General features: G+C 70.5%; 21 protein-coding genes. 16 read left to right on the top strand and 5 right to left on the bottom strand.

Annotated features, from left to right (window positions below):
- The first annotated feature begins 131 nt into the window (after positions 1–131).
- The 7 genes from paaB to ACIBHY_RS17335 are packed head-to-tail and all read left to right on the top strand — an operon-like array spanning position 132 to position 6,455.
- The gene (paaB, locus tag ACIBHY_RS17365) at positions 132–401 is read left to right on the top strand and encodes a 1,2-phenylacetyl-CoA epoxidase subunit PaaB (protein ID WP_379609714.1); all 270 of its coding nucleotides are present in this window, start codon (positions 132–134) and stop codon (positions 399–401) included.
- Positions 398–1,081, top strand: coding sequence for a 1,2-phenylacetyl-CoA epoxidase subunit PaaC (paaC, locus tag ACIBHY_RS17360; RefSeq protein ID WP_397307168.1), 684 nt, complete (start codon positions 398–400; stop codon positions 1,079–1,081). Before paaB ends, paaC begins: the two co-directional genes overlap by 4 nt.
- A complete protein-coding gene (gene paaD / locus ACIBHY_RS17355) occupies positions 1,075–1,542 on the top strand; it encodes a 1,2-phenylacetyl-CoA epoxidase subunit PaaD (protein ID WP_397307167.1) in 468 nt (155 codons plus the stop codon). Before paaC ends, paaD begins: the two co-directional genes overlap by 7 nt.
- Position 1,543: 1 nt before the next feature.
- Entirely contained in the window at positions 1,544–2,548 is a 1,005-nt protein-coding gene (locus tag ACIBHY_RS17350; RefSeq protein WP_397242358.1) for a 2Fe-2S iron-sulfur cluster-binding protein, read from the top strand.
- Positions 2,549–2,597: 49 nt separating this feature from the next.
- Positions 2,598–3,545: an MBL fold metallo-hydrolase gene (locus ACIBHY_RS17345; protein WP_397307166.1), complete on the top strand. Its 948-nt coding sequence runs from the start codon at positions 2,598–2,600 to the stop codon at positions 3,543–3,545.
- Positions 3,524–5,056: an FAD-dependent monooxygenase gene (locus tag ACIBHY_RS17340; RefSeq protein ID WP_397307165.1), complete on the top strand. Its 1,533-nt coding sequence runs from the start codon at positions 3,524–3,526 to the stop codon at positions 5,054–5,056. Before ACIBHY_RS17345 ends, ACIBHY_RS17340 begins: the two co-directional genes overlap by 22 nt.
- Positions 5,057–5,069: 13 nt before the next feature.
- Positions 5,070–6,455 (top strand): trehalose-6-phosphate synthase, encoded by a 1,386-nt coding sequence (locus ACIBHY_RS17335; RefSeq protein ID WP_397242362.1) that lies wholly within the window; start codon positions 5,070–5,072, stop codon positions 6,453–6,455.
- Here ACIBHY_RS17335 and ACIBHY_RS17330 read toward each other — a convergent pair.
- On the bottom strand, positions 6,436–6,714 hold the full coding sequence (locus ACIBHY_RS17330; RefSeq protein WP_379609721.1) for a DUF4235 domain-containing protein: 279 nt from the start codon (positions 6,712–6,714) through the stop codon (positions 6,436–6,438). The genes ACIBHY_RS17335 and ACIBHY_RS17330 overlap by 20 nt on opposite strands.
- A 79-nt stretch (positions 6,715–6,793) precedes the next feature.
- On the opposite strand from ACIBHY_RS17330, the gene valS reads away from it, so the two are divergent.
- Positions 6,794–9,292, top strand: coding sequence for a valine--tRNA ligase (gene valS / locus ACIBHY_RS17325; RefSeq protein WP_397307164.1), 2,499 nt, complete (start codon positions 6,794–6,796; stop codon positions 9,290–9,292).
- Here the strand turns inward: valS and ACIBHY_RS17320 are convergent.
- Positions 9,289–11,427, bottom strand: a complete 2,139-nt coding sequence (locus tag ACIBHY_RS17320) for a DUF6351 family protein (protein ID WP_397242366.1) — start codon at positions 11,425–11,427, stop codon at positions 9,289–9,291. The genes valS and ACIBHY_RS17320 overlap by 4 nt on opposite strands.
- Before the next feature lie 86 nt (positions 11,428–11,513).
- Here ACIBHY_RS17320 and ACIBHY_RS17315 point away from each other — a divergent pair, with 86 nt between their 5' ends.
- Genes ACIBHY_RS17315 through ACIBHY_RS17290 form a run of 6 tightly spaced genes read left to right on the top strand, consistent with a single transcriptional unit; the run spans position 11,514 to position 15,515 of the window.
- Positions 11,514–12,713, top strand: coding sequence for an AI-2E family transporter (locus ACIBHY_RS17315; RefSeq protein ID WP_397242368.1), 1,200 nt, complete (start codon positions 11,514–11,516; stop codon positions 12,711–12,713).
- 11 nt (positions 12,714–12,724) lie between these two features.
- Entirely contained in the window at positions 12,725–13,279 is a 555-nt protein-coding gene (locus tag ACIBHY_RS17310; protein WP_397100609.1) for a PaaI family thioesterase, read from the top strand.
- 20 nt (positions 13,280–13,299) lie between these two features.
- A complete protein-coding gene (gene dut / locus ACIBHY_RS17305; RefSeq protein WP_397101315.1) occupies positions 13,300–13,779 on the top strand; it encodes a dUTP diphosphatase in 480 nt (159 codons plus the stop codon).
- A 12-nt stretch (positions 13,780–13,791) separates the two neighbouring features.
- Complete coding sequence (locus tag ACIBHY_RS17300) at positions 13,792–14,430, top strand: DUF3710 domain-containing protein (RefSeq protein ID WP_397242372.1); 639 nt, start codon at positions 13,792–13,794, stop codon at positions 14,428–14,430.
- Positions 14,431–14,458: 28 nt separating this feature from the next.
- The gene (locus tag ACIBHY_RS17295; RefSeq protein ID WP_184971835.1) at positions 14,459–14,848 is read left to right on the top strand and encodes an OB-fold nucleic acid binding domain-containing protein; all 390 of its coding nucleotides are present in this window, start codon (positions 14,459–14,461) and stop codon (positions 14,846–14,848) included.
- Between the two features lie 4 nt (positions 14,849–14,852).
- On the top strand, positions 14,853–15,515 hold the full coding sequence (locus tag ACIBHY_RS17290; protein ID WP_397307163.1) for a DUF3159 domain-containing protein: 663 nt from the start codon (positions 14,853–14,855) through the stop codon (positions 15,513–15,515).
- A 388-nt stretch (positions 15,516–15,903) separates the two neighbouring features.
- Here the strand turns inward: ACIBHY_RS17290 and ACIBHY_RS17285 are convergent, their stop codons facing one another.
- Together ACIBHY_RS17285 and ACIBHY_RS17280 are read right to left on the bottom strand one after the other, a co-directional pair.
- Complete coding sequence (locus ACIBHY_RS17285) at positions 15,904–16,563, bottom strand: TrkA family potassium uptake protein (RefSeq protein ID WP_184971832.1); 660 nt, start codon at positions 16,561–16,563, stop codon at positions 15,904–15,906.
- A complete protein-coding gene (locus ACIBHY_RS17280) occupies positions 16,563–17,228 on the bottom strand; it encodes a potassium channel family protein (protein ID WP_397307162.1) in 666 nt (221 codons plus the stop codon). Before ACIBHY_RS17280 ends, ACIBHY_RS17285 begins: the two co-directional genes overlap by 1 nt.
- Positions 17,229–17,330: 102 nt before the next feature.
- Here ACIBHY_RS17280 and ACIBHY_RS17275 point away from each other — a divergent pair, with 102 nt between their 5' ends.
- Positions 17,331–19,373 carry an APC family permease gene (locus ACIBHY_RS17275; RefSeq protein WP_397307161.1) on the top strand — a complete coding sequence of 681 codons (2,043 nt, stop codon included), beginning with the start codon at positions 17,331–17,333 and terminating at the stop codon, positions 19,371–19,373.
- Here ACIBHY_RS17275 and ACIBHY_RS17270 read toward each other — a convergent pair.
- Positions 19,351–20,997, bottom strand: coding sequence for an alpha/beta hydrolase (locus ACIBHY_RS17270; protein WP_397307160.1), 1,647 nt, complete (start codon positions 20,995–20,997; stop codon positions 19,351–19,353). The genes ACIBHY_RS17275 and ACIBHY_RS17270 overlap by 23 nt on opposite strands.
- Positions 20,998–21,085: 88 nt before the next feature.
- Between ACIBHY_RS17270 and ACIBHY_RS17265 the strand changes: the two genes are divergently transcribed.
- Positions 21,086–22,315 carry a class I SAM-dependent RNA methyltransferase gene (locus tag ACIBHY_RS17265; RefSeq protein WP_397243775.1) on the top strand — a complete coding sequence of 410 codons (1,230 nt, stop codon included), beginning with the start codon at positions 21,086–21,088 and terminating at the stop codon, positions 22,313–22,315.
- Positions 22,316–22,398: the final 83 nt, after the last annotated feature.

Genomic DNA, 22,398 nt, shown 5'->3' with positions numbered 1-22,398 from the left:
TCGGACCACGGAGTGTCAGGCCTGGGGGTGTCAGACCGTGGATCGGCGCGACGCGGGGCGCCGGGGGATGGGACGGCGGGGCCCGGGGCGGTGCCGGGGGAGAGCGGTTCCGGGGTTGGGGAGGTGGGCTGATGTTGTGGGAGGTGTTCGTGCGGCCCAAGCGTGGGTTGTCGCATGTGCACGCCGGGAGCCTGCATGCCGAGGACGCCGAGCTGGCGTTGCGGCATGCCCGGGATCTGTACACCCGCCGCCAGGAGGGCGTGAGCATCTGGGTCGTCCCGGCCGCCGAGATCACCGCCTCGTCGCCGGATGAGAAGGACGCGTTCTTCGACCCGGCGGGGGACAAGCCGTACCGGCATCCGACCTTCTACGACCTGCCCGAGGGGGTGAAGCACCTGTGAACTCCCTGGAGATCGGTGACGACTGCCTCGTGCTGTCGCAGCGGCTGGCCGAGTGGGTGACGCGGGCGCCCACCCTTGAGGAGGACGTCGCTCTGGCCAACCTCTCGCTCGACCTTCTCGGGCAGGCCCGCTCCTTGTTGTCGCGGGTCGGGGACGAGGACGAGCTGGCGTATCTGCGCGGGCCCGGGGAGTTCCGCAACTGTCTGCTCGTGGAGCAGCCCAACGGGGACTTCGCGCACACGGTGGTGCGGCACCTGCTGTACGCGAGCTTCCTGTTCGAGGTGTACGGCGCGCATCCCGAGGACGGGGTGGCCGCCAAGGGCGTCAAGGAGATCGCCTACCACCGCGACTACGCCGCCCTCTGGACCAGGCGCCTCGGCCTGGGCACCGACGAGAGCCACCGCCGCATGACGGCCGCTCTGGACGCGCTCTGGCCGTACACGGGGGAGCTGTTCGCCCAAGAAGACGCCCAAGACTCCCGTGACGCCGGAGCGGACACTGTGCTCAGGGAGCCCTGGGCGGAGTATGTGGGGGCGGTGCTGGGGGAGGCGGGGCTGGCCGTGCCGGAGGGCGCCGGGCAGCGGTACGGCGGGCGCAGAGGCGAGCACAGCGAGCATCTGAGCGCCCTCCTCGCCGAGATGCAGGCCCTGCACCGCGAGCACCAGGGCGCCACATGGTGACGCTCGCGCAGGCCAGAGCGGTGGTCGCGGCGGTGCCGGATCCTGAGCTGCCCGTGCTCACCCTCGGCGATCTGGGCATCGTCAGGGAGGTCAGGCAGGGGGCGGACGGAGGGTTCGAGGTGGTGGTGACGCCCACGTACTCCGGGTGCCCGGCCATGGACGCCATCCGCGAGGACATCGGGCGGGCGTTGCCCGGCGCGGTGGTCACGACGGTGCTGTCGCCGCCCTGGAGCACGGACTGGATCACCGACGAGGGCAGGGAGAAGCTGCGCGAGCACGGGATCTCGCCGCCGGGCCGCCCGGGCGCCCGGGGGGCGGTCGCGCTGGAGCTGAGCGCGCGGTGCCCCCGGTGCGGGTCGCCGGAGACCCGCCTGGTCAGCCGGTACGGCTCGACCGCGTGCAAGGCGCTCTACACGTGCCGCGTGTGTCTGGAGCCGTTCGACCATTTCAAGGAGATCTGACGTGAGCCGCTTCCGGCCACTCACGGTCGCGGCCGTGGAACGCCTGACCGACGACGCGGTGGCGGTGACGTTCGAGGAGCGACTGCCGTTCGTGCAGGGGCAGCATCTCACCGTGCGCGTCTTCCTCGACGGCCTTGAGGTACGGCGCAGCTACTCCATCTGCTCCCCGGCGGGCGGCCCTCTCAGGATCGGGGTCAAGCGGCTCCCGGGTGGTGCGTTCTCCGAGTGGGCCAACTCCATGCTCAAGCCGGGAGACGTGGTGGAGGCAATGCCGCCACTCGGCCGGTTCACCACCCCGCTGTATCCGGAAAAATCGCGGCATCATCTGGCCATCGCCGCCGGATCCGGCATCACCCCCGTCATCTCCCTGCTGACGACCACGCTGGAGGTCGAGCCGCTCAGCCGCTTCACCCTCGTCTACGGCAACAGAACCGCCAGAGAGGTCATGTTCGCCGAGGAACTGGCCGACCTGAAGGACGTCTACGGCAGCCGCCTCAACCTCCTCCACGTCCTCAGCCAGGAGCCCCAGGAGGCGCCGATCGCCAGCGGCCGCATCGACGCGGACAAGATGCGCACCCTGCTGCCCCTGCTCGGCGAGGCCGACGAGTACTACCTGTGCGGCCCGATCGGCCTGGTCGAGACGGTCAGGGGGATGCTGGGGGGCGGACGGGTCCATTACGAGCTGTTCTACGCGGGGGAGCCGGTCGCGAGGGCGCATGCCGTACCGGATGGGGCGGTTTTCGACTTCACGCTCGACGGCCGCACCACGCGCGTGAACCTGCGCGACGACGAGAGCCTGCTCGGCGCCGCGCTGAGGGTGCGCGCGGACGCGCCCTACGCCTGCAGGGGCGGCGTCTGCGGCACCTGCCGCGTCCGGGTGAGCAGGGGTGAGGTCGCGATGGACCAGAACTACGCGCTGGAGCCCGGAGAACTGGCGGCCGGCTACAGGCTGGCCTGCCAGAGCCACCCCGTCACCGAGCACGTCACAGCGGACTTCGACGCCTGAGAACGCCTGAAAACGCCTGAGAGCGCCTGTTGTGAAGGAGCGGAAGAAGATGGCCAAGCCGTTCGCCTCATCCGAGGATCTGGGCGAGAAGCGGCAGACGCTGCACGTCCTGGCCGAGGGCGTCTACGCGCTCACCGCCGAGGGCGACCCCAACGTGGGCGCGGTCGAGGGCGAGGACTTCGTGGTGTGCTTCGAGGCGCTGGCCACCCCGGTCGCCGCCCGCGAGTGGCTGGCGAAGCTGCGTGAGCACACGGACAAACCGGTGCGCTACCTGGTCCTGTCCCACTACCACGCCGTGCGGGTCCTGGGGGCCTCGGCGTTCGGCGCGGACGTGATCGTGGCGCACGAGAAGACCCGCGAGCTCATCGCCGAGCGCGGCGAGCAGGACTGGGCCAGCGAGTACGGCAGGATGCCCCGCCTGTTCAAGGAACCCGCCTCGATCCCCGGCCTGACCTGGCCCACCGCCACGTTCAGCGACCGCTTCACCATCGAGCTCGGCGGTGACAGGGGCGAGCTGGTCCTGGCGTACTGCGGGCGCGGCCACACCGAGGGCGACCTGGTGATGTGGCTGCCGAAGCACCGGATCATGTTCGCCGGAGACCTCGTGGAGTCGCAGGCCGCCCTGTACACCGGCGACGCCTTCCACCGCGACTGGGCGTCGGGCACGCTCGACCGGGTGGCGGAGTTCGGCGCCGGGACGCTGGTCGGCGGCAGGGGCGCGGTGGCGACGGGCAAGGACGGGGTCGAGGCGGCCATCGCCCAGACGCGCGAGTTCCTGGACGTGATGATCAGGGAGGTGGGCGGCAGCCGTACGCTCAAGGAGGCGTTCGAACGCACCCACGCGGCGCTCGCGCCCCGCTACGGACGCTGGCCGATCTTCGAGCACTGCCTGCCGTTCGACGTCTCGCGGCTGTGGGACGAGCTGCACGGGATCGAGCGCCCGGTCATCTGGACCGCCGAGAGGGACAGGGACGTATGGGCGGCCCTGCAGTCATAGTGGTCGGCGCGGGCCCGGTCGGCCAGACGGCGGCGCTGCTGCTGGCCCGCTGGGGGCTGCCGGTGCTGGTCCTGGACCGCAGGCCGGCGCGTGACCTGGAGGGCTCGCGTTCGATCTGCCAGCAGCGCGACGTGCTCGACCTCTGGTCGTGGCTGGGCGTGCCGCAGGTGGCCGAGGAGGGCCTGACGTGGACCACCGCGCGCACCTACTACCGCGACCGCGAGCTGTTCTCGTGGAGCTTCGGCGCGCAGGGCCCGCTGCCGCCGTTCGTCAACATCTCGCAGGCCCGCACGGAGGAACTGCTCGACGCGGCCATCGCCGCCGAGCCGCTCATCGAGGTGCGCTGGGACCACGAGGTGACCGGCCTGGAGCAGGACGGCGAGGGGGTGACGGTCCGCTGCGGCGATCGGGTGACGCGCGCGCCCTACGTGCTGGCCTGCGCGGGCGCCCGCGCCCACGGGGTACGGCAGGCGCTCGGCGTCACCTTCGACGGGCACTCCTTCGACGACCGGTTCCTCATCTGCGACATCCGGGCCGACCTGCCGGGCTGGGAGCAGGAGCGCCGCTTCTACTTCGACCCGGAGTGGAACCCCGGCCGCCAGGTCCTCATCCACCCGTGTCCCGGCTCGACGTATCGGATCGACTGGCAGGTCCCGCCCGGCTACCTCGCAACATCAGATGATATTTCGCGAAAAATCAGGCAAATCATCGGCGACCGGCCGTATGAGCTCGTCTGGCAGTCGGTCTACCGCTTCCACTCCCGGATCGCCTCCCGGATGCGCGTGGGACGGGTCCTGCTGGCCGGGGACTGCGCCCACCTCGTGGCCCCCTTCGGCGCCCGCGGGCTCAACTCCGGCGTGCCCGACGCCGAGAACGCCGCCTGGAAGCTGGCCGCCGTCCTGCGTGGCTGGGCCCCGGAGGAACTGCTGGAGACCTACCACGACGAACGGCACGCCGCCGCCCGGGAGAACCTGGAGGTCACCACGGCCACCATGCGCTTCCTGGTGCCCACGGACGAGGCCGGGCGGGCGCACCGGCGCGACGTGCTGGAGCGGGGCGCGATCGAGGAGGTCGACTCCGGGCGCTTCGCCGAGCCGTACTGGTACGTCGACTCCCCGCTCACCACGCCGGGCCGTCCCTTCGCCGGGCGCCCGCCCAAGGGACAGAGCCCGGCTCCGGCGCCCGGGGTGATCCTTCCGGACTGTCCCGTGCCGGGGGGACGGCTGCGCGAGATGTGCAGGAGCGGTTTCCTGCTACTCCTGGGTGAAATGTGCGATTCGGGTTTGTTTGCCCAGATCCCGGGGAAGGTGACTACGGCGCCGCTCGCCGTTCGCGAGCTCGCGGAGATCGATGGGACCGGAGCCCTGGCCGAGACTCTCGGTGCGGCGCCGGATGAGGTATGGCTCGTCAGGCCCGACGCCCACATCGCCGCGATGATCCCCCATGCGGGGACCGAAGAGGTGGCGGCCGCCGTGAGCCGTGCCTTGCGGCTTGCGTACAGTGAGTCGTAGGAGGGAATCCTTGGTGACCAGCCGTAGCTCGTTCCTGATCGTGGCGAACCGCCTGCCGGTGGACCGCACGGTAGGGCCTGACGGAACGGCATCGTGGCGTCGAAGCCCTGGAGGACTGGTCACCGCCATCGCCCCGGTCATGCAGCGCCGCAAAGGCGCCTGGCTCGGCTGGCACGGCGCCGCCGACGAGCTCCTGGAGCCGTTCGAGAACGACGGCATGGACCTCATCCCGGTCCCGCTGACCTCGGAAGAGGTCGAGCTCTACTACGAGGGCTTCTCCAACTCGACGCTCTGGCCGCTCTACCACGACGTGGTCGCGCCGCCGGTGTTCGAACGCGAGATGTGGGAGTCCTACCGCACCGTCAACGAGCGCTTCGCACAGGCCGCCGCCGAGGTCGCCGATCAGGGCGCGGTGGTGTGGGTGCAGGACTACCAGCTGCAGCTCGTTCCCGCCATGCTCCGCAAGATGCGGCCGGACCTGCGCATCGGGTTCTTCCTGCACATCCCGTTCCCGCCCGTCGAGCTGTTCTGGCGGCTGCCGTGGCGGCGCGAGCTGGTCGAAGGGCTGCTCGGGGCGGACCTGGTCGGCTTCCAGCTGCCCGGCGGGGCGGCCAACTTCCGGATGCTGTGCCGGCGGCTGCTCGGCCTGCCGTACAAGAGCAACGAGATCTTCCTGGAGGACCGGGTCGTCACCACCCAGGCCTTCCCGATCTCCGTCGACTTCTCCGAGCTGGACACGCTCGTGCGCGAGCCGCACATCATGCACCGGGCCAAGGAGATCCGGGTCGAGCTCGGCGACCCCGAGCACGTGCTGCTCGGCGTCGACCGGCTCGACTACACCAAGGGCATCGGGCAGCGGCTCGAAGCCTTCGGGGAACTGCTGCGCGATGAGAGCCTGGCTCCGGGCGAGGCGGTGTTCGTGCAGATCGCGACGCCCAGCAGGGAGCGGGTCGAGGAGTACCGGCGGCTGCGCGACGACATCGAGCTGCAGGTCGGCCGGATCAACGGCGAGTACTCGGTGCTGGGGGCCCAGCCGGTCCAGTACTTCCACCAGTCCTATGACCGGGAGGAGCTGGCGGCGCTCTACCTGGCCGCCGACATCATGGTCGTGACGCCGCTGCGCGACGGGATGAACCTCGTGGCCAAGGAGTACGTCTCCTGCCACCACGATCTGCAGGGCGCGCTGGTGCTGAGCGAGTTCGCCGGGGCCGCCGCCGAGCTGCGCTCGGCGTACCTGGTCAATCCGTACGACGTGGAGGGACTCAAACGGGAGATGATGGCCGCCATGAACGCCTCGCCGCACGAGCTGGCCCGGCGCATGCGCACGATGCGGCGCCGGGTGGCCACCTACGACGTCGACCGCTGGGCCAGCGAGTTTCTCACGGCTTTGGAGTCTTGAGCGCCTTCCAGGCGTCGTAGCGCTTCTTCGCGGTCTTGTTGACCACGATCTGCGCCACCGACATGCCGACGCCCATCACGACCGCGTAGCCGATGGCCTCACCCATGCTGACCTCGGGGGACTCCGAGTCGATCGGGGGCTCCTTGCCCGTCGCCTTGACCCAGACGATCCCGAGCAGCTTCCTGGCCGCCCACGCCGTCACCAGACCCACCAGACCGCCGATCACCCGCCACGCGACATCCGGCTTGTCGTCCGCCATCCTGATCACTCCTTCGCCTATGTAACGAACACTAGTCTCTAGCTTCTGCGAGCCGTGCGAAGCCGTACCATAAGGAGGCATGACTCAACAGCGACTACGCCATGCCGCCATGCCGGAGAAACCGACTCTCGACGGCCTGGAGCAGGTATGGGTAGCCCGCTGGGAGGACGAAGGCGTCTACCGCTTCGACCGTACCCGTGAGCGGCCCGAGATCTTCTCGATCGACACCCCGCCGCCCACCGTCTCCGGCTCGCTGCACGTCGGCCACGTCTTCTCCTACACCCACACCGACATCATGGCCCGCTACAAGCGGATGGCGGGCTACGAGGTCTTCTACCCGATCGGCTGGGACGACAACGGCCTGCCCACCGAGCGCCGGGTGCAGAACGTCTACGGCGTGCGCGGCGACGCCTCCCTGCCCTACGACCCGGAGTTCGCTCCACCGGACAAGCCGGGCAAGCGGGAGATCCCCATCTCGCGGCGCAACTTCGTCGAGCTGTGCCACCAGCTGACCGCCGTCGACGAGCGGGCCTTCGAGGAGGTCTGGCGGCGCGTCGGCCTGTCGGTCGACTGGTCGCTGCTCTACACCACGATCGGCGACGACTCCCGCGCGGTGTCGCAGCGCGCCTTCCTGCGCAACCTCGCGCGCGGCGAGGCCTACCTCGCCGAGGCGCCGACGCTCTGGGACGTCACCTTCCGCACCGCCGTCGCGCAGGCGGAGCTGGAGGACCGCGAGTGGCCGGGCGCCTTCCACCGGATCTCCTTCTACGGCGACCAGGGGCCGGTCTTCATCGAGACCACCCGGCCCGAGCTCATCCCCGCCTGCGTGGCGCTGGTGGCCCATCCCGACGACGAGCGCTACAAGCCGCTGTTCGGCACGAGCGTGCTCACGCCGCTGTTCGGCGTCGAGGTGCCGATCCTGGCCCACCGCCTGGCCGAGATGGACAAGGGCTCCGGCATCGCGATGATCTGCACCTTCGGCGACGTCACCGACGTCACCTGGTGGCGCGAGCTGGGGCTGGCCACGCGTTCGGTCATCGGCTGGGACGGGCGCCTGCTGCCCGAGCCGCCGGAGGGCGTGGACGGCGAGCCGTACAAGGAACTGGCCGGCAAGACCGTCCACAGCGCCCGCGAGCGGATCGTGGAGATGCTGCGCGAGTCCGGCGACCTCGACGGCGAGCCCAAGGCCGTCCAGCGCACGGTGAAGTTCTACGAGCGCGGCGACAAGCCGCTGGAGATCGTCACCACCCGCCAGTGGTACATCCGCAACGGCGGGCGCGACCAGGCGCTGCGCGAGCGGCTGCTGGAGCGCGGGCGGGAGCTGAAGTGGCATCCGCCGCACATGCGGGTGCGCTACGACAACTGGGTCGAAGGGCTCAACGGCGACTGGCTCATCTCCAGGCAGCGCTTCTTCGGTGTGCCCTTCCCCGTCTGGTACAAGCTCGACGGCTCGGGCAACCGGCTGCACGACGAGCCGATCCTGCCGCCGGAGGAGATGCTGCCGGTCGACCCGTCCTCCGACGTGCCCCCCGGCTACAGCGAGGACCAGCGCGGCGTGCCCGGCGGCTTCGCCGGCGACACCGACGTCATGGACACCTGGGCCACGTCCTCGCTGACGCCGCAGATCGCCGGCCGCTGGAAGACCGACGACGACCTCTTCCGCCGGGTCTTCCCCATGGACCTGCGCTCACAGTCGCACGAGATCATCCGCACCTGGCTGTTCGCCTCGGTGACCCGCTCGCACCTGGAGTTCGGCAGCCTGCCGTGGAGCGACGCGGCGGTGTCGGGCTGGATCCTCGACCCCGACCGCAAGAAGATGTCCAAGTCCAAGGGGAACGTCGTCACCCCGATGGCGCTGCTGGAGCAGTACGGCTCCGACGCCGTGCGCTACTGGGCCGCCAACGGCCGCTACGGAGTGGACACCGCCTTCGACCCCGGCCAGCTCAAGGTCGGACGCAGGCTGGCCATCAAGATCCTCAACGCCTCCAAGTTCGTGCTCGGCTTCGGCGACGTCGGCGGCGAGGTGACCCAGGCGCTCGACCTGTCCATGCTGGCCGCGCTGGACGAGGCCGTCGGCGAGGCGGGCCGGGCCTTCGAGTCCTACGACCACACCAGGGCCCTCGAGGTCGCCGAGCGGTTCTTCTGGTCGTTCTGCGACGACTATCTGGAGCTCGTCAAGGCGCGGGCGTACGAGGGGGACGCCTCGGCGATCGTGGCGCTGCGGCGGGCGCTGGAGACGCAGCTGCGGCTGTTCGCGCCGTTCCTGCCCTTCGTCACCGAAGAGGTCTGGTCGTGGTGGCGCGAGGGCTCGGTCCACCGCGCCGCGTGGCCGCAGGCCGCCCCGGGCGCGGGCGACCCCGCCGTGCTGACCGTGGCCTCGGAGATCCTGCGCCGGGTGCGCAAGGCCAAGTCCGAGGCCAAGCAGTCGATGCGGGCCGAGGTGTCCAGGCTGACCGTCACCGGCCCCGAGGTGGCGCTGGTACGGCTGGCCCAGGACGACCTCTGCGGCGCGGGCAACGTCGAGGAGTTCGTCCTGGAACCGGGAGAGTCGCTCACCGTCGAGGTGGAGCTCGGCTAGTAGTCGCACACCCCCGCCGGGAAGACCGCGTCCAGCCGGGCGCGCTCGGCGGGGTCCGGCTGCCACGTGCCGTACAGGCCGCGGGCGATCGCCTTGGCGACCGGCTGCAGCCGGCACTTGAAGACCCCGCCCTCGATCGGGCCGCCCGCCACGATCCGGCTCGTCGAGTACAGCGGGAACGCCTTCGTGCAGGCGCCCGGCTCGCGGCGGTCGAGGATGCCGTTCCACACGCCGCGACCGGCCGCGATCTGCGTGCCGTCGGTGGCGAAGCAGCGGTCCACCGCCAGCGGCGGCTTGTTGCCCGGCACCCCGCGCCACGGGCGCTCGCGGATGTTGGCCATCCACGCGTCGATGACCTCGAGCGCCTGCGGCGTCTGGTCGAAGCGCGGCCCGTCCGGCCGGGCGTCGGTGAACCAGATCACCTGGTTGCCGGCGTCGCCGTCATGGTCGAGCATCCGCTGCCGCGAGGCGAACGACTGGTGGCTGTTGTGCATGTCGAGCTGGTCTTCCAGGTAGTGGCGCCAGTCGATGACCGGGATGTCGATGTCGCCCCTGAAGACCAGGCCGCTGCGCTCGACGTTGCGGATCGCGACCGGATCGCCGGTCCTGCGGCCGGGGGCGATGTTGCGGGCGCTCCACGGGTCCCAGTCGGCCGGGCAGGCGGCCGGGACGAACGGGCAGCCCTCCTGGACCATGTCGCGCGACTCCTTCCACGAGCCCGCCTTCTCGTTGACGTCCAGGAACTCCTCGGGGGTGATGACGCCGTCGCGCAGGGCCTTCAGGCCGTACTGCACGCCGACGTTGTCCCAGGGGGAGCGGGCGTAGCCGTCGGGGCCGACGCCGTAGACGTTCCTGAGGTCTTCCCAGTGGGTCCAGTGGACGGTGTCTTTGACGCCCGGCGGGTCCATCTTGGCCCACTCGGGGTCGTTGTCGTCGGTCCACTTCGGGTTCATGGCCAGCGGGGTCAGTCCGCGCCAGCCGATCACGCACTCGCTGGCGCCCGGCTGCCTCGTGTACGGATTGGCGACGGTGTCGCTGGCGTTCAGGCCGATCAGGGCGGTCCTGGAGTTCCAGTTCGCCCAGCGCGGGGAGGCGTCCATGTAGCGTTCGAGCAGCTCGCAGTCGCCGATGTGGATGGTCTGGGTGACCATGTCGGGATAGGAGTACTGGGGGATGGCGGCGTCGATGATCCGGTCGCCGTGGTTCTGGGCGTAGACGTACTGCTGGATGGCGCCGCCAGAACCGCCCACGCCCACGGTGTAGAGCGGCCTGCCGTACAGCTCGATGAAGCGCTCCTTGACCATCAGCGCGGTCTCGCCGCCGACGATCAGGTTGTAGTGGGTCGAGGTACGCGTGCCGGAGGAGTGCAGGATCGCGTAGCCCAGGCCCAGGCCGTGCGGGTCGAGGGCGCTGCCGCCGAGCGTGCCCTGGTCGCGGCCGATCGCGACGCCGCCGTCGAAGCGGTACATGGCCCGCTGGTTCCAGCCGCCCTCCACGACCGCGATCGAGTAGAGGAAGCGGTTGATGACGCCGCGCTCGCGCTTGACCACGAAGTCGACGGTGCGGCCGTCGAGCAGCTTCGTCGTGGACATGTCGGCCGGGCGCCCGGCGGGCATCGGCTTCCACTGGCCGCCGGTCGAGCGGTAGATCCGGTCGGTGACCGACGGGGCGAAGCAGTCCTTGCTCCAGCCGCCCTCGACCCGGTAGCCCTGCCGGGCCTGGTTGTCGGCCACGGGCGGGCCGAGGCCGGTGCGCTCGGTCTTGCAGACGAACGGGTACTGCTGCGGGCCCGAGAAGATCGGTCCCGAGATCGGGTGGTTGCGCAGCCGCAGCACGTCCCGGTACGGCCGCGCCGTCGCGGTGACCAGGTTCTCGCCCGAGCGCAGGCCGGTCACCAGACCGGTCGCGGTTCTGCCGCCCGGGTCGGGGGCGAAGGCCGGGGTCACGTCCTCGCCGTTGCGCAGCACTTTCAGCCGCGGGGCGAGGCGCACCCTCAGCAGGGCGTCGCCGCCGCTCACCTGGTCAGCGCGGCTGGAGAGCACCTCCAGCGCGAGGCCGCCGTTCGCGTGGGCGGGTAAGGCGGTGATACCGGACAGCGCCATGAGGAGCGCCACTAAGATCGGGACAGCCTTCATGCGTCGAACGTGACATGGGCCGCTGACCTTGCACAGGCCCGAATATGTGCGCGCATCTGTCGGTGGGACGTGCCAGTCTTGAACACGTGTTCTCCGACCGACTGACGAAACTCGTGCCGCCCTTCCTGGCCCGGATGGCGGCGTGGAGTGCCTGCCTGATCCTCGTCGGCGTGGTCGTCTACGTCTTCGCGCAGGTCATCGCCCGGCTGAGCTTCGTGGCGCTGCCGGTGGCGATCGCGCTGCTGCTGGCCGCTCTGCTCTATCCGCTGACGCGCTTCTTCCGTAAGGGCGGGCTGCGCCCGATCTACGCCACCTGGCTGACGATGCTGGTGGCGCTGGCCATCCTGGGCGGCACCGGATGGCTGGTGGGCACGCGGGCCAGCGAGGAGTTCCCGCAGCTCGCCAAGCAGATCACCGCGACGATCAACAACGTGCGCGACTGGATGCTGGTGGGGCCGCTGCACCTCAGTGAAGCCGAGCTCAGCAAGTGGACCGGGCAGATCACGAGCTGGATCACCCAGCAGCAGGCGGCGCTGACCAGCACCGCGCTGGCCGCCGGTCAGGTCTTCGTGGAGATCCTGGCCTCGATCGTGCTGCTGCTGTTCGTCACCTTCTTCCTGCTCAAGGACGGCGACCGGATCTGGGGCTGGTTCCTGAAGGGGTTCGGCAGCATGGCGCCGCGGGTCGACAGGGCCGGCACCGCCGCGTGGGTCACGATCTCCCACTACGTCCAGGGCACGGTCGCGGTCGCCGCGGTGCACGGCGTGATCATGGGCATCGTGCTGGCCGGGCTGGGGGTGCCGCTCTGGGCGGCGCTGGCCGTACTGATCTTCCTGGCCAGCTTCATCCCCATCGTCGGCATCTTCTTCGCCGGCACCGTGGCCACGCTGGTCACGCTCGGGTCGGTCGAGCCGTGGAAGGCGCTGGTCTTCCTCATCGTGCTCATCGTCGAGCAGCAGCTGGAGAACCACGTGCTGCAGCCCTTGATCGTCGGGCGGGCGCTCAACTTCCACCCGCTGGCGATCATCCTGGTGCTGGCGGTCGGCGGCATCATGGGCGGCATCGCGGGCGCCGTGGTGGCGGTCCCTGTGGCCGCCGTCATCTACCGGGCGCTGCCCGAGCTGCGCCACGATCCGCCGCAGGAGCTCCCGCCCGCGGAGCCGTCCACACCACAGGCACCCGCGAAGCCCGCGCCCCAGGGGCCCGGTGAGTCCGCGCCCGCGAAGCCCGGTGCGCCCGCGCCGGAAGCGGCCGCCGAGGACGTGGCGGTCTCCGGCAAGGAGTAACCTCGTCACCCGTGACACGTTCCTCCCTGACCACGCCTCCCGAGGGCGCGGACCAGCCGAAGGCGCACCTCAACGCGCCCCCGCCGGGTTCGGCGCTCGGCTCCCACTACAGCCGGTGCTTCGGCTGCGGCGCCGACCACCCGACCGGCCTCCACCTCGCCGCCCGCACGCCCGACGGGGCCACGGTCGAGGCGGAGTTCACCGTCGGCACGGCCCACCAGGGAGCGCCGGGGCTGGCGCACGGCGGCGTGCTCGCCGCGGCGATGGACGAAGTCATCGGAATGTCCATCTGGCTGTTCCACAAGCCGTATGTCACGGCCCGCCTGGAGACCGACTACCTCCTCCCGGTTCCCGTGGGCACGACACTCCACCTGCGTGCCTGGTGCACCGGTATGGCGGGGCGGAAGGCGTACCTTGAGGCTGAGGGGCGCGTCGGCGCCCCCGACGGCCCGGTCGCCGTCCGCGCCGCGGCGCTGTTCGTAGAAGTGAACATGGAGCACTTCGCGCAGCACGGCGACGCCGAGGCCATGGCGGCCGAACATCACGAGTACGAGGTGAACCCGTGAGCGGGAGTGAGTCCGACGCAGTGGGCGGAGCGGACGGGAGGCGTGCGAGCCTCGCGCGCCCGACGGACACAGAGGTCCTGATCCAGCGGCTCGACCGCGAGCTGCCGCCGCCGTCCTATGCCCATCCGGGCGACGCCGGCGCCGACCTCTACGCCGCCGAGGACGTCGAACTGCTGCCCGGCGAGCGCGCGATGGTCGGCACCGGCCTGGCGATCGCGCTGCCCGACGGCTACGCCGCGTTCGTGCACCCACGGTCGGGCCTGGCCGCCAAGCACGGCGTGACCCTCGTCAACGCCCCCGGCACCGTCGATGCCGGATACCGTGGCGAGATCAAGGTGACGCTGATCAACACCGACACCAAGAACGCCTTCCGCCTGCGCCGCGGCGACCGGGTCGCCCAGCTGGTCATCCAGCGTGTGGAGCGCGCCGCCTTCGCCGAGGTCGAGCGCCTGCCCGGATCGGCACGCGGCAACGGCGGCTTTGGTTCTACCGGACGTTAAGGAGTGAGGAACGTGTTCCGACGCAAGCGTCGCGAGCAGGAGCCGGCCGCCGAGGAATCGGCGGCACGCGAGCCTGGACGCGAGTCGGGTCCCTGGGACGCCGACGAGACGCACCCGGAGTCAGACCGGATCGACCTGGGCGGCCTGCGGGTCCCGCACCACCCGGCGTTCGACATCCGCCTGGCCGCGATGGGCGACCAGCACGTCAGCGTGATCGCCCTCTACGAGGAGAGCACGCTGCAGGTCCAGGCGATGGCCGCGCCCAAGTCCTCCGGCCTGTGGGACGAGGTACGCACCAAGATCACCAGCACCGCGAGCGGCCTGTCCGTGAGCGAGGGCCCGCTGGGTCCCGAGCTGAGGGGCGAGGTCGAGTCCGACGGCGAACGCCGCCAGATCCGCTACCTCGGCGTCGACGGCCCGCGCTGGCTCCTGCTGGCCATCATCAGCGGCCGCGCCGCCCTCGACGAGAAGGTCGCGGAGGAGTTTCTCGACTTCGTCAGGGACATCGTCGTGGTGCGCGGCAGCGACCCGATGGCCAGGGAAGAGGCGATCCCGCTGCGCCGTCCCAACGAGAACACCCCCGAGCAGGACGCGTCCGACCCCGGGCTCAACCCCTTCCAGCGAGGACCCGAAATCAGTGAGATTCGCTGACGCCTCTCATCACATAAGCTGAGTCATCATGACGAGTACGGCAGAGCCCCACAAACGCGGGGGATTGCGCGGCTTCTTCAGCCGGCTTGCCTCCCCGCAGTCCGAGATCGAAGCTCAGGAGCTGCGGGAGGACGCCGACCAGGCCGGCGCCACTCCCATCGTCAGGTGCGGCGGCCGACGCCGCTTCTGCGTAGCCGGTACGCTACGTACCGTGACGCTGCGTCCCCGGGGTGGGGCGCCCGCGCTGGAGGCCGAGCTCTACGACGGGTCCGACGTGATCGACCTCGTCTGGCTCGGCCGCCGCAGGATCGCGGGCATCGAACCCGGTCGCATCGTCAAGGCCGAGGGCCTGGTCAGCATGCAGGACGGGCGCAAGGTGATGTTCAATCCACGATACGAACTGCGTCCAGGGAGCTGATCAGGTGAGCGCCGAGGCCGAGGAAGTCGCCCACGACACCGTCGAGGCGGCGGTGCGCGCCCAGCTCAGCAAGGCACTGGGCGGCGTGCGTGGCATGATCGAGGCCGCGGTGCCCACGATCGCCTTCACCGTCACGTGGATCACCACGGAGCAGCTGAAGACCTCGCTCATCGTCAGCATCGCGCTGGCGGTGCTGCTGCTCCTGGCGCGCCTCGTGCAGCGCTCCACGCCGCAGTTCGTGATCAACAGCCTCATCGGCATCGCCATCGGCGCCTTCTTCGCCAGCCGATCGGGTGACGCGAAGGCGTACTTCCTGCCCGGAATCCTCTGGAACGCCGGCTACTCGGTGGCGATGCTCATCTCGATCATCACCCGCTGGCCGGTCGTGGGCTTCCTCATCGGCTCGGTCACCGGCGACCCGACGGCGTGGCACAAGGACCCGGGGATCGTGCGGTTGTGCACGCGGCTGACGTGGCTGCTGATGCTGCCGTGCGTGGTGCGGGTGGCGGTGCAGCTGCCGGTCTACCTGTACGGAGGCGACGAGGCGGTGGCGGCGCTGGGCATCACGAAGATCCTGATGGGCTGGCCGCTCCAAGTCGCCGCCCTCGGCGCCATGCTCTGGCTCCTGGGCCGCGGCCGCACGCCCATCAAGCCGTCGGTGGCGTGATTCTCTTCTTCTGATGGCTGCGTGCGGCCAGGGGGTTATGTTTCGGTTCTTTCCGGCCCTTTTTCCGTTACGGCCGGCTGCAGCCACCCCCACCCGCCGCACAGGGCCGGGCCCCGTCCAGGGGAACGGCCGTCCAGCGTGCATGGTCGGCCGCCGCCACGACCGCGCCGCCGGCCGTCTGACGCTGCCTTCGGCTACCCCACGTGCCTTTCAGCGGTAGCCGGGTTCGGGGCGGGCGTTATGGTGGCCCGCCCCGAACGCTGGACGGCCGTGTCCCTGGACAGAGGCCGGCCACGTGCGGCGGGTGGGGGTGGCTGCGGCCGGCCGTGACGGATGGGGCTCGTGGAGAGGGCCTGCCGTGACGGATGGGGCTGCTTGGAGCGGAGAGTCAGTGAGAGGACAGGAGATGCGCCAGGTCCTGCTCGACTTCCTGGCTGGCGACGAAGAGGAGCTCGTCGCCGGCCTCCAGCGGGTCGTCGGCGGTGGGGACGAGGACGCGGCCCTCGCGGAGGATGGCGACCAGGGCCGAGTCCGTGGGCCAGGGGACCGAGCCGGCGCGCTGGCCCACCACGGGGGCGTCGTCGGCCAGCGTGAGCTCCACCAGGTTCGCCTGGCCCTGGCGGAACGTCATCAACCTCACCAGATCGCCCACGCTCACCGCCTCTTCCACCAGCGCGGACAGCAGGCGCGGCGTGGAGACGGCGACGTCCACGCCCCAGGATTCGTTGAACAGCCACTCGTTCGACGGGTGGTTGATGCGGGCCACGACGCGCGGCACGCCGTACTCCGTCTTGGCCAGCAGCGAGACCACGAGGTTGACCTTGTCGTCTCCGGAGGAGGCGACGACGACGTGGCAGTTGTTGAGCCCGGCCTCGTCGAGGGAGGAGATCTCGCAGGCGTCGGCGAGCAGCCATTCGGCGCGTGGCACCGTGTCGATCTTGATGGCCTTGGGGTCGATGTCGATGAGCAGGACCTCGTGGCCGTTCTCCAGGAGTTCGGCGGCGATGGAGCGGCCGACGGCTCCGGCGCCGGCGATGGCGACGCGCATCAGTGGTCCTGTTCCGGCGCCGCGGCGAGCACCTTGTTGATCCGGTCCATGTCGTTTTCTGCGGCGATGACGTGCAGGATGTCGCCTTCCTGGACCATGGTCTCGCGCTTGACGACCAGGGCCTCGCCCATGCGGTTGACGAACGCGATCCGGGCCCCCGCCTGCTCTTCGAGGTCGATGACGCGGGTGCCGACCCAGGCGGCGTTCACCGTGACCTCGGCCAGGATGACGGTGCCGGTGGGGTCGCGCCAGAGGGGTTCCGCGCCCTCGGGCAGGACGCGGCGCAGGATCTGGTCGGCGGTCCAGCGCACGGTGGCGACCGTGGGGATGCCGAGCCGCTGGTAGATCTCGGCCCGGCGGGAGTCGTAGATGCGGGCGACGACGTTGTCGACGCCGAACGTCTCGCGGGCGACACGGGCGGAGATGATGTTGGAGTTGTCGCCGCTGGAGACCGCCACGTACGCGGCGGCCGACTCGATGCCGGCCTCGATGAGGACGTCGCGGTCGAAGCCGACGCCGGTGACGCGGCGGCCGCGGAATCCGGCGCGCAGGCGGCGGAACGCCTGCGGGTCCCGGTCGATGATCGCGACCGAGTGGCCGTTGTCCTCAAGGATGTGGGCGATGGTCGATCCCACCCGGCCACAACCCATGATCACTATGTGCATACTCTCCGCCGTCCGCGGTTTGGCAGGTCTCGTGTATCAGTATGGCCTGATAAGGGAGCGCCGTAACTGCCGGGCGGGAGGAGAGGGCTAGCATCGGTTTACGTGGCGAAGGTAACGGATCTCCTGAAACGCGTCCTGGTCGGCCGGGCGCTGCGCAGCGGTCAGCTGCATGAACAGCTGCTTCCCAAACGCATCGCACTCCCCGTGTTCGCGAGTGACGCCCTGTCCTCGGTGGCCTACGCGCCACAGGAGATTCTGGTCATCCTTTCGCTGGCGGGTGTGTCGTTCTACCACTTCAGCCCCTGGGTGGCCATCGCCGTCATCATCGTGATGCTCACGGTGGTCGCCTCGTACCGGCAGAACGTCCACGCCTACCCCAGCGGCGGCGGCGACTACGAGGTCGCCACCACGAACCTCGGCAAGAACGCCGGCCTGACCGTGGCCAGCGCGCTCATGGTGGACTACGTGCTGACGGTGGCCGTCTCGGTCGCCAACGGCGTCGACTACGTGGGCGCGACGGTGCCGTTCGTGGCCGAGCACAAGCCCACGGTCGCCATCGTCATCGTCATTCTGCTCACGGTCGTCAACCTGCGCGGCATCAGGGAGTCGGGCGCCGCCTTCGCCATCCCGACCTACGCGTTCATGGCCGCGGTCATCGGCATGATCTTCTGGGGCGGCATCCGGCTCCTGGTCCTCGACGACGACCTCAAGGCGCCCACCGCCGACTACGGGATCGTGGCCGAGCAGACGAACCTGACCTCCTTCGCCGCCGCCTTCCTGATCCTGCGTGCCTTCTCCTCCGGCTGCGCCGCCCTGACGGGCGTCGAGGCCATCAGCAACGGCGTGCCCGCCTTCCGCAAGCCCAAGAGCAAGAACGCCGCCACCACGCTGCTCATGATGGGCCTGGTCGCGATCACGATGTTCGGCGGCATCATCGCGCTCGGCCTGGTCTCCGGCGTGAAGGTGTCGGAGCACCCGGCGCTGGACATCCTCATCGACGGCAAGCCGGCCGGCGAGAGCTACTACCAGCAGCCGATCATCTCCCAGGTGGCCGACGCCGTCTTCGGCGGCGGCTCGCTGCTGTTCGTGGTGATCTCGGCGGTGACCGCGCTGATCCTGTTCCTGGCGGCCAACACCGCCTTCAACGGCTTCCCGGTGCTCGGCTCGATCCTGGCCCAGGACCGCTACCTGCCGCGCCAGCTGCACACCCGCGGCGACCGGCTGGCCTTCTCCAACGGCATCGTCATCCTGGCGCTGGGCGCCTGCCTGCTGCTGTGGGGGTTCCAGGCCGACGTGAGCCGCCTGCTCAACCTGTACATCGTGGGCGTCTTCGTCTCGTTCACGCTCAGCCAGACCGGCATGGTCATCCACTGGACGCGCCACCTGAAGACCGAGACCGATCCCCGGGTACGCCACCAGATGCACCGCTCGCGGACGATCAACTTCTTCGGCGGCATCATGACCGGCCTGGTGCTGATCGTGGTGCTGCTGACGAAGTTCCTGGTCGGCGCGTGGATCGTGTGCATCGCGATGCCGATCCTGTTCCTGATGATGAAGGCGATCCGCCGCCACTACGACAACGTCGCCGCAGAGCTGGAGATCACCGAGGAGTACGACCCGTCGATGCTCCCGGCCCGCAACCACGCGATCGTGCTCGTCTCCAAGGTGCACAAGCCGACCATGCGCGCCCTGGCCTACGCCCGCGCCACCCGCCCGTCCACGCTGGAGGCCATCACCGTCGGCGTCGAGGGCGACGAGGCCCGCCGCCTGCAGGAGGAGTGGGAACGGTGGGGCATCCCGGTCCCGCTGAAGATGCTCGACTCGCCCTACCGGGAGATCACGCAGCCGGTCCTCGACTACGTCAAGACGCTGCGCCGCCGCTCGCCCCGCGACGTCATCACCGTCTTCATCCCCGAGTACGTCGTCGGCCACTGGTGGGAGCACCTGCTCCACAACCAGAGCGCGCTGCGGCTCAAGGCGCGCCTGCTGTTCAAGCCGGGCGTGATGGTGACCAGCGTCCCGTGGCAGCTGCACTCCTCCGACCGGCTCAAGGGCCGTCCCGAGCCGTTCGCGCCGGGTTCCGTGCGCCGTCCCTGGCACCAGGTCATCAAGGACGAGCAGCTCACGGGGAAGAACGAGCGCTGACCAGCGCGTGGAGGCGGGCGGTGTCGGCGGCGCTCCAGCCGTCCGGCGCGGCGATGGCCGCCCAGCCTTCCACCACGTTCGCGCCGTAGACGTGGCCGTGCCCTGCCGGGACGTTCAGCGCGACCGACATGTCTCCCAGCACCTGCCAGAACGTCACCAGCGGGAACCAGTTCATCCGCGGGTTGACGTCCGGCCCGCGCGGCGCGGTCAGCCACTCCGGCTTGGCGTAGATGAGGTCGGTCGACCACCACACGACCGGGTCGGAGGCGTTCTGCAGATACACCACGCGCGGCCGTTCCCACGGCCCCGGCGGCCAGGACAGGTCATCCGGGTACTGCCCGAAGCGCACCGTCCTGCCCCGCTCGAACACCGGCCGCCACACCGGGCTGTCCGGCTCGCGCCCCGCGGTCACCGCCCGCCAGATCGGGTTGGCGTCCGGCGGCCCCACGAACAACGCCCCGTCGGCCCTGCCCACCAGGTCCGGCAGGTCGCGGAAGGCGCCTTCGAGCTCGAAGCTGCCCAGGCTCTCCCCTGACAGGACCAGCAGCGGCCGTTCGCCCGGCGGCAGCCGTTCCCACCGGGCGCGCACCGCGTCGAACAGCGCCGCGCCCGCCCGCGCCGCCTTGCCGCGGTCCACCAGGAACGACACCCAGCTCGGCAGGTAGGAGTACTGCAGGGCGACCATCGCGCTGTCGCCGTTGTACATGTACTCCAGGCTGTCGGCGATCTGCTCGTCCACCCACCCCGTGCCCGTCGTCCCCAGCACCGCGAGCACAGGGCGCGCGAACGCGCCCGTCCTTTCCAGCTCCCGTACGGCCAGCGCCGCCTGGGCCGCCGGTGTGGGAGCCGCCTGCAGGCCCACGTAGACCCGGATCGGCTCGGCCGGCCGCTTGCCGGAGAAGGCGCGCAGCCGGGGCGTCGCGATCGCGCTCCCGGTGAAGTTGCGGCCCTCGCGCCCCAGGGAGTCCCAGCCCAGCAGCGAACCCGCGCCGCCGGACACCTTCGCGGAACCCGGCCGCCGCACCCCGGGATCGGTGGTGCCGTTCGCGACCGACGAGGCGTCGTTGACCGCGTTGACGAACCCCGAGAACAGCACGTCGTTGGCCAGAACCCCGACGACGGCGGTCACGATGACGATTCCGGTGGCCTGGGCGATGGGCACCGGGACGAAGCGGTCCAGCCAGGTGATCAGTTTGCGGCCGCCGAGCCGTACCGACCGGGCCAGGAGCAGGAAGAGCGCGAACAGCGCGACGCTCAGCGCCAGGATCGCCGGAGGGAACCAGGTGATCTGCCTGGTCATCCCCATGAGCGCGCGCAGGTCGTCCTGCCAGCCGAGGCTGTACCACAGCGTCACGCCCGCCAGCAGGGCGCACACCGCGATCAGCACCCGCCAGGCCAGCACCCGCCCCCGCTCGGGCAGCCGGTAGCCGATCAGCGCCCGCCCCGCCGCGCCCGCGCTCGCGCCCACGGCGTAGCCGATGATGCCGGTGACCCCGCCCATCGCGCCCTGCATGACCCACGGCCTGGGCAGCAGCGTCGGGGTGAGCGAGGCGCAGAAGAACAGCGTGGCGGCCAGCGTGCCCCCGAACCCGAGCCGCCGCCGTACCACCCGCCCCTCGTACATGGCTACATAGCGTAGTTAAGGCGGTGCTCGGTGGAGTCGGCCGGGTGAGGGCCTAGGCTGTATTGCTGTGGAACAGGCAACTCTCGAGCTGACGGTAGGCCCGGTCGCGCATGGCGGCTGGTGCGTGGCACGCCATGAGGGGCGGGTGGTGTTCGTACGCCACGCACTGCCCGGAGAGCGAGTCCGTGCCCGGGTCACCGAGGAGACGACCCGGTTCCTTCGGGCCGACGCCGTCGAGGTCCTCCAGGCCTCGCCTGACCGGGTCGTGCCGCCGTGCCCGTACGCCGGTCCCGGCCGGTGCGGCGGGTGCGACTGGCAGCACGTCACGCTGGAGGCGCAGCGGGCCATGAAGGCCGACGTGGTCGCCGAGCAACTGCGCCGCCTGGCCGGGATCGAGCGCGAGATCGTGGTGGAGGAGGTTCCCGGGGCGAAGGACGGGCTCGGGTGGCGTACCCGCGTCCAGTTCGCCGCCACGCCCGGCGGCGAACTCGGCTTCCGCCACCACCGCTCCCACGACATCGAGGTCGTCGACGCCTGCCTCATCGCCCACCCCGAGGTGGAGGCGGTGGGCGCCGAGGCGCACAACTGGAAGGGCGCCGCCGGGGTGGAGGTCATCGCGTCGTCGAGCGGCGAACGCAACGTCGTCATCGCCCCCCGCCCGCGCCGCACCGTCGCCGTCCCCGACCTGGAGGCGCCCGCCTCCATCCTCGTCAACCAGGGCAAAGGCCGCAGCGACGCCCGCCACGGCTCCGGCAACCTCCACGAGCGGGCGGACGACCGCGAGTTCCGGGTGACGGGCAGCGGCTTCTGGCAGGTACACCCCGGCGCCGCCGAAACCCTCCTGGACGCCGTCCTCACGTACGGCCAGCCCGAGCCCGGCGAATGGGCGCTCGACCTTTACTGCGGAGTGGGCCTGTTCGCCGCCGCGCTGGCCGAGCGGGTGGGCGACGAGGGCGCCGTCTTCGGCCTCGAATCGGAGGCCGCAGCCGTCCGCGACGCCCGCGCCAACCTGCGCGACCTCCCCCAGGCCAGGGTGGAGAGGGGCCGGGTGGAGGAAGCCCTGGACCGCTTCCAGATCGAACGCGCCGACCTGGTGGTCGTCGACCCGCCCCGCTCGGGTTTGGGCCGCGAGGTGGTGGACCGCATCGCCTCGCTGGAGGCCGCCAGGATCGTCTACGTCTCCTGCGATCCGGCGACCCTGGCCCGCGACCTGGCCTGGCTGGACGAACGCGGCTACCCCCTCACCGACCTCCGCGCGTTCGACGCCTTCCCGATGACCCACCACGTGGAGTGCGTGGCCCTCCTGGTCAAGGCTTAGAAACGGGCTCCGACCAGCGGCGGGACAACAGAACATGTCTCTGGAGGTCTCCCGGTGTCTCCCGATATCTCAAGATCATGACG

This window comes from Nonomuraea sp. NPDC050547 (genome assembly GCF_044457345.1).
GTDB lineage: Bacteria > Actinomycetota > Actinomycetes > Streptosporangiales > Streptosporangiaceae > Nonomuraea.
The sequence above is the reverse complement of the archived record's forward strand: the minus strand, read 5'-3'. Positions and strand labels throughout refer to the sequence as shown.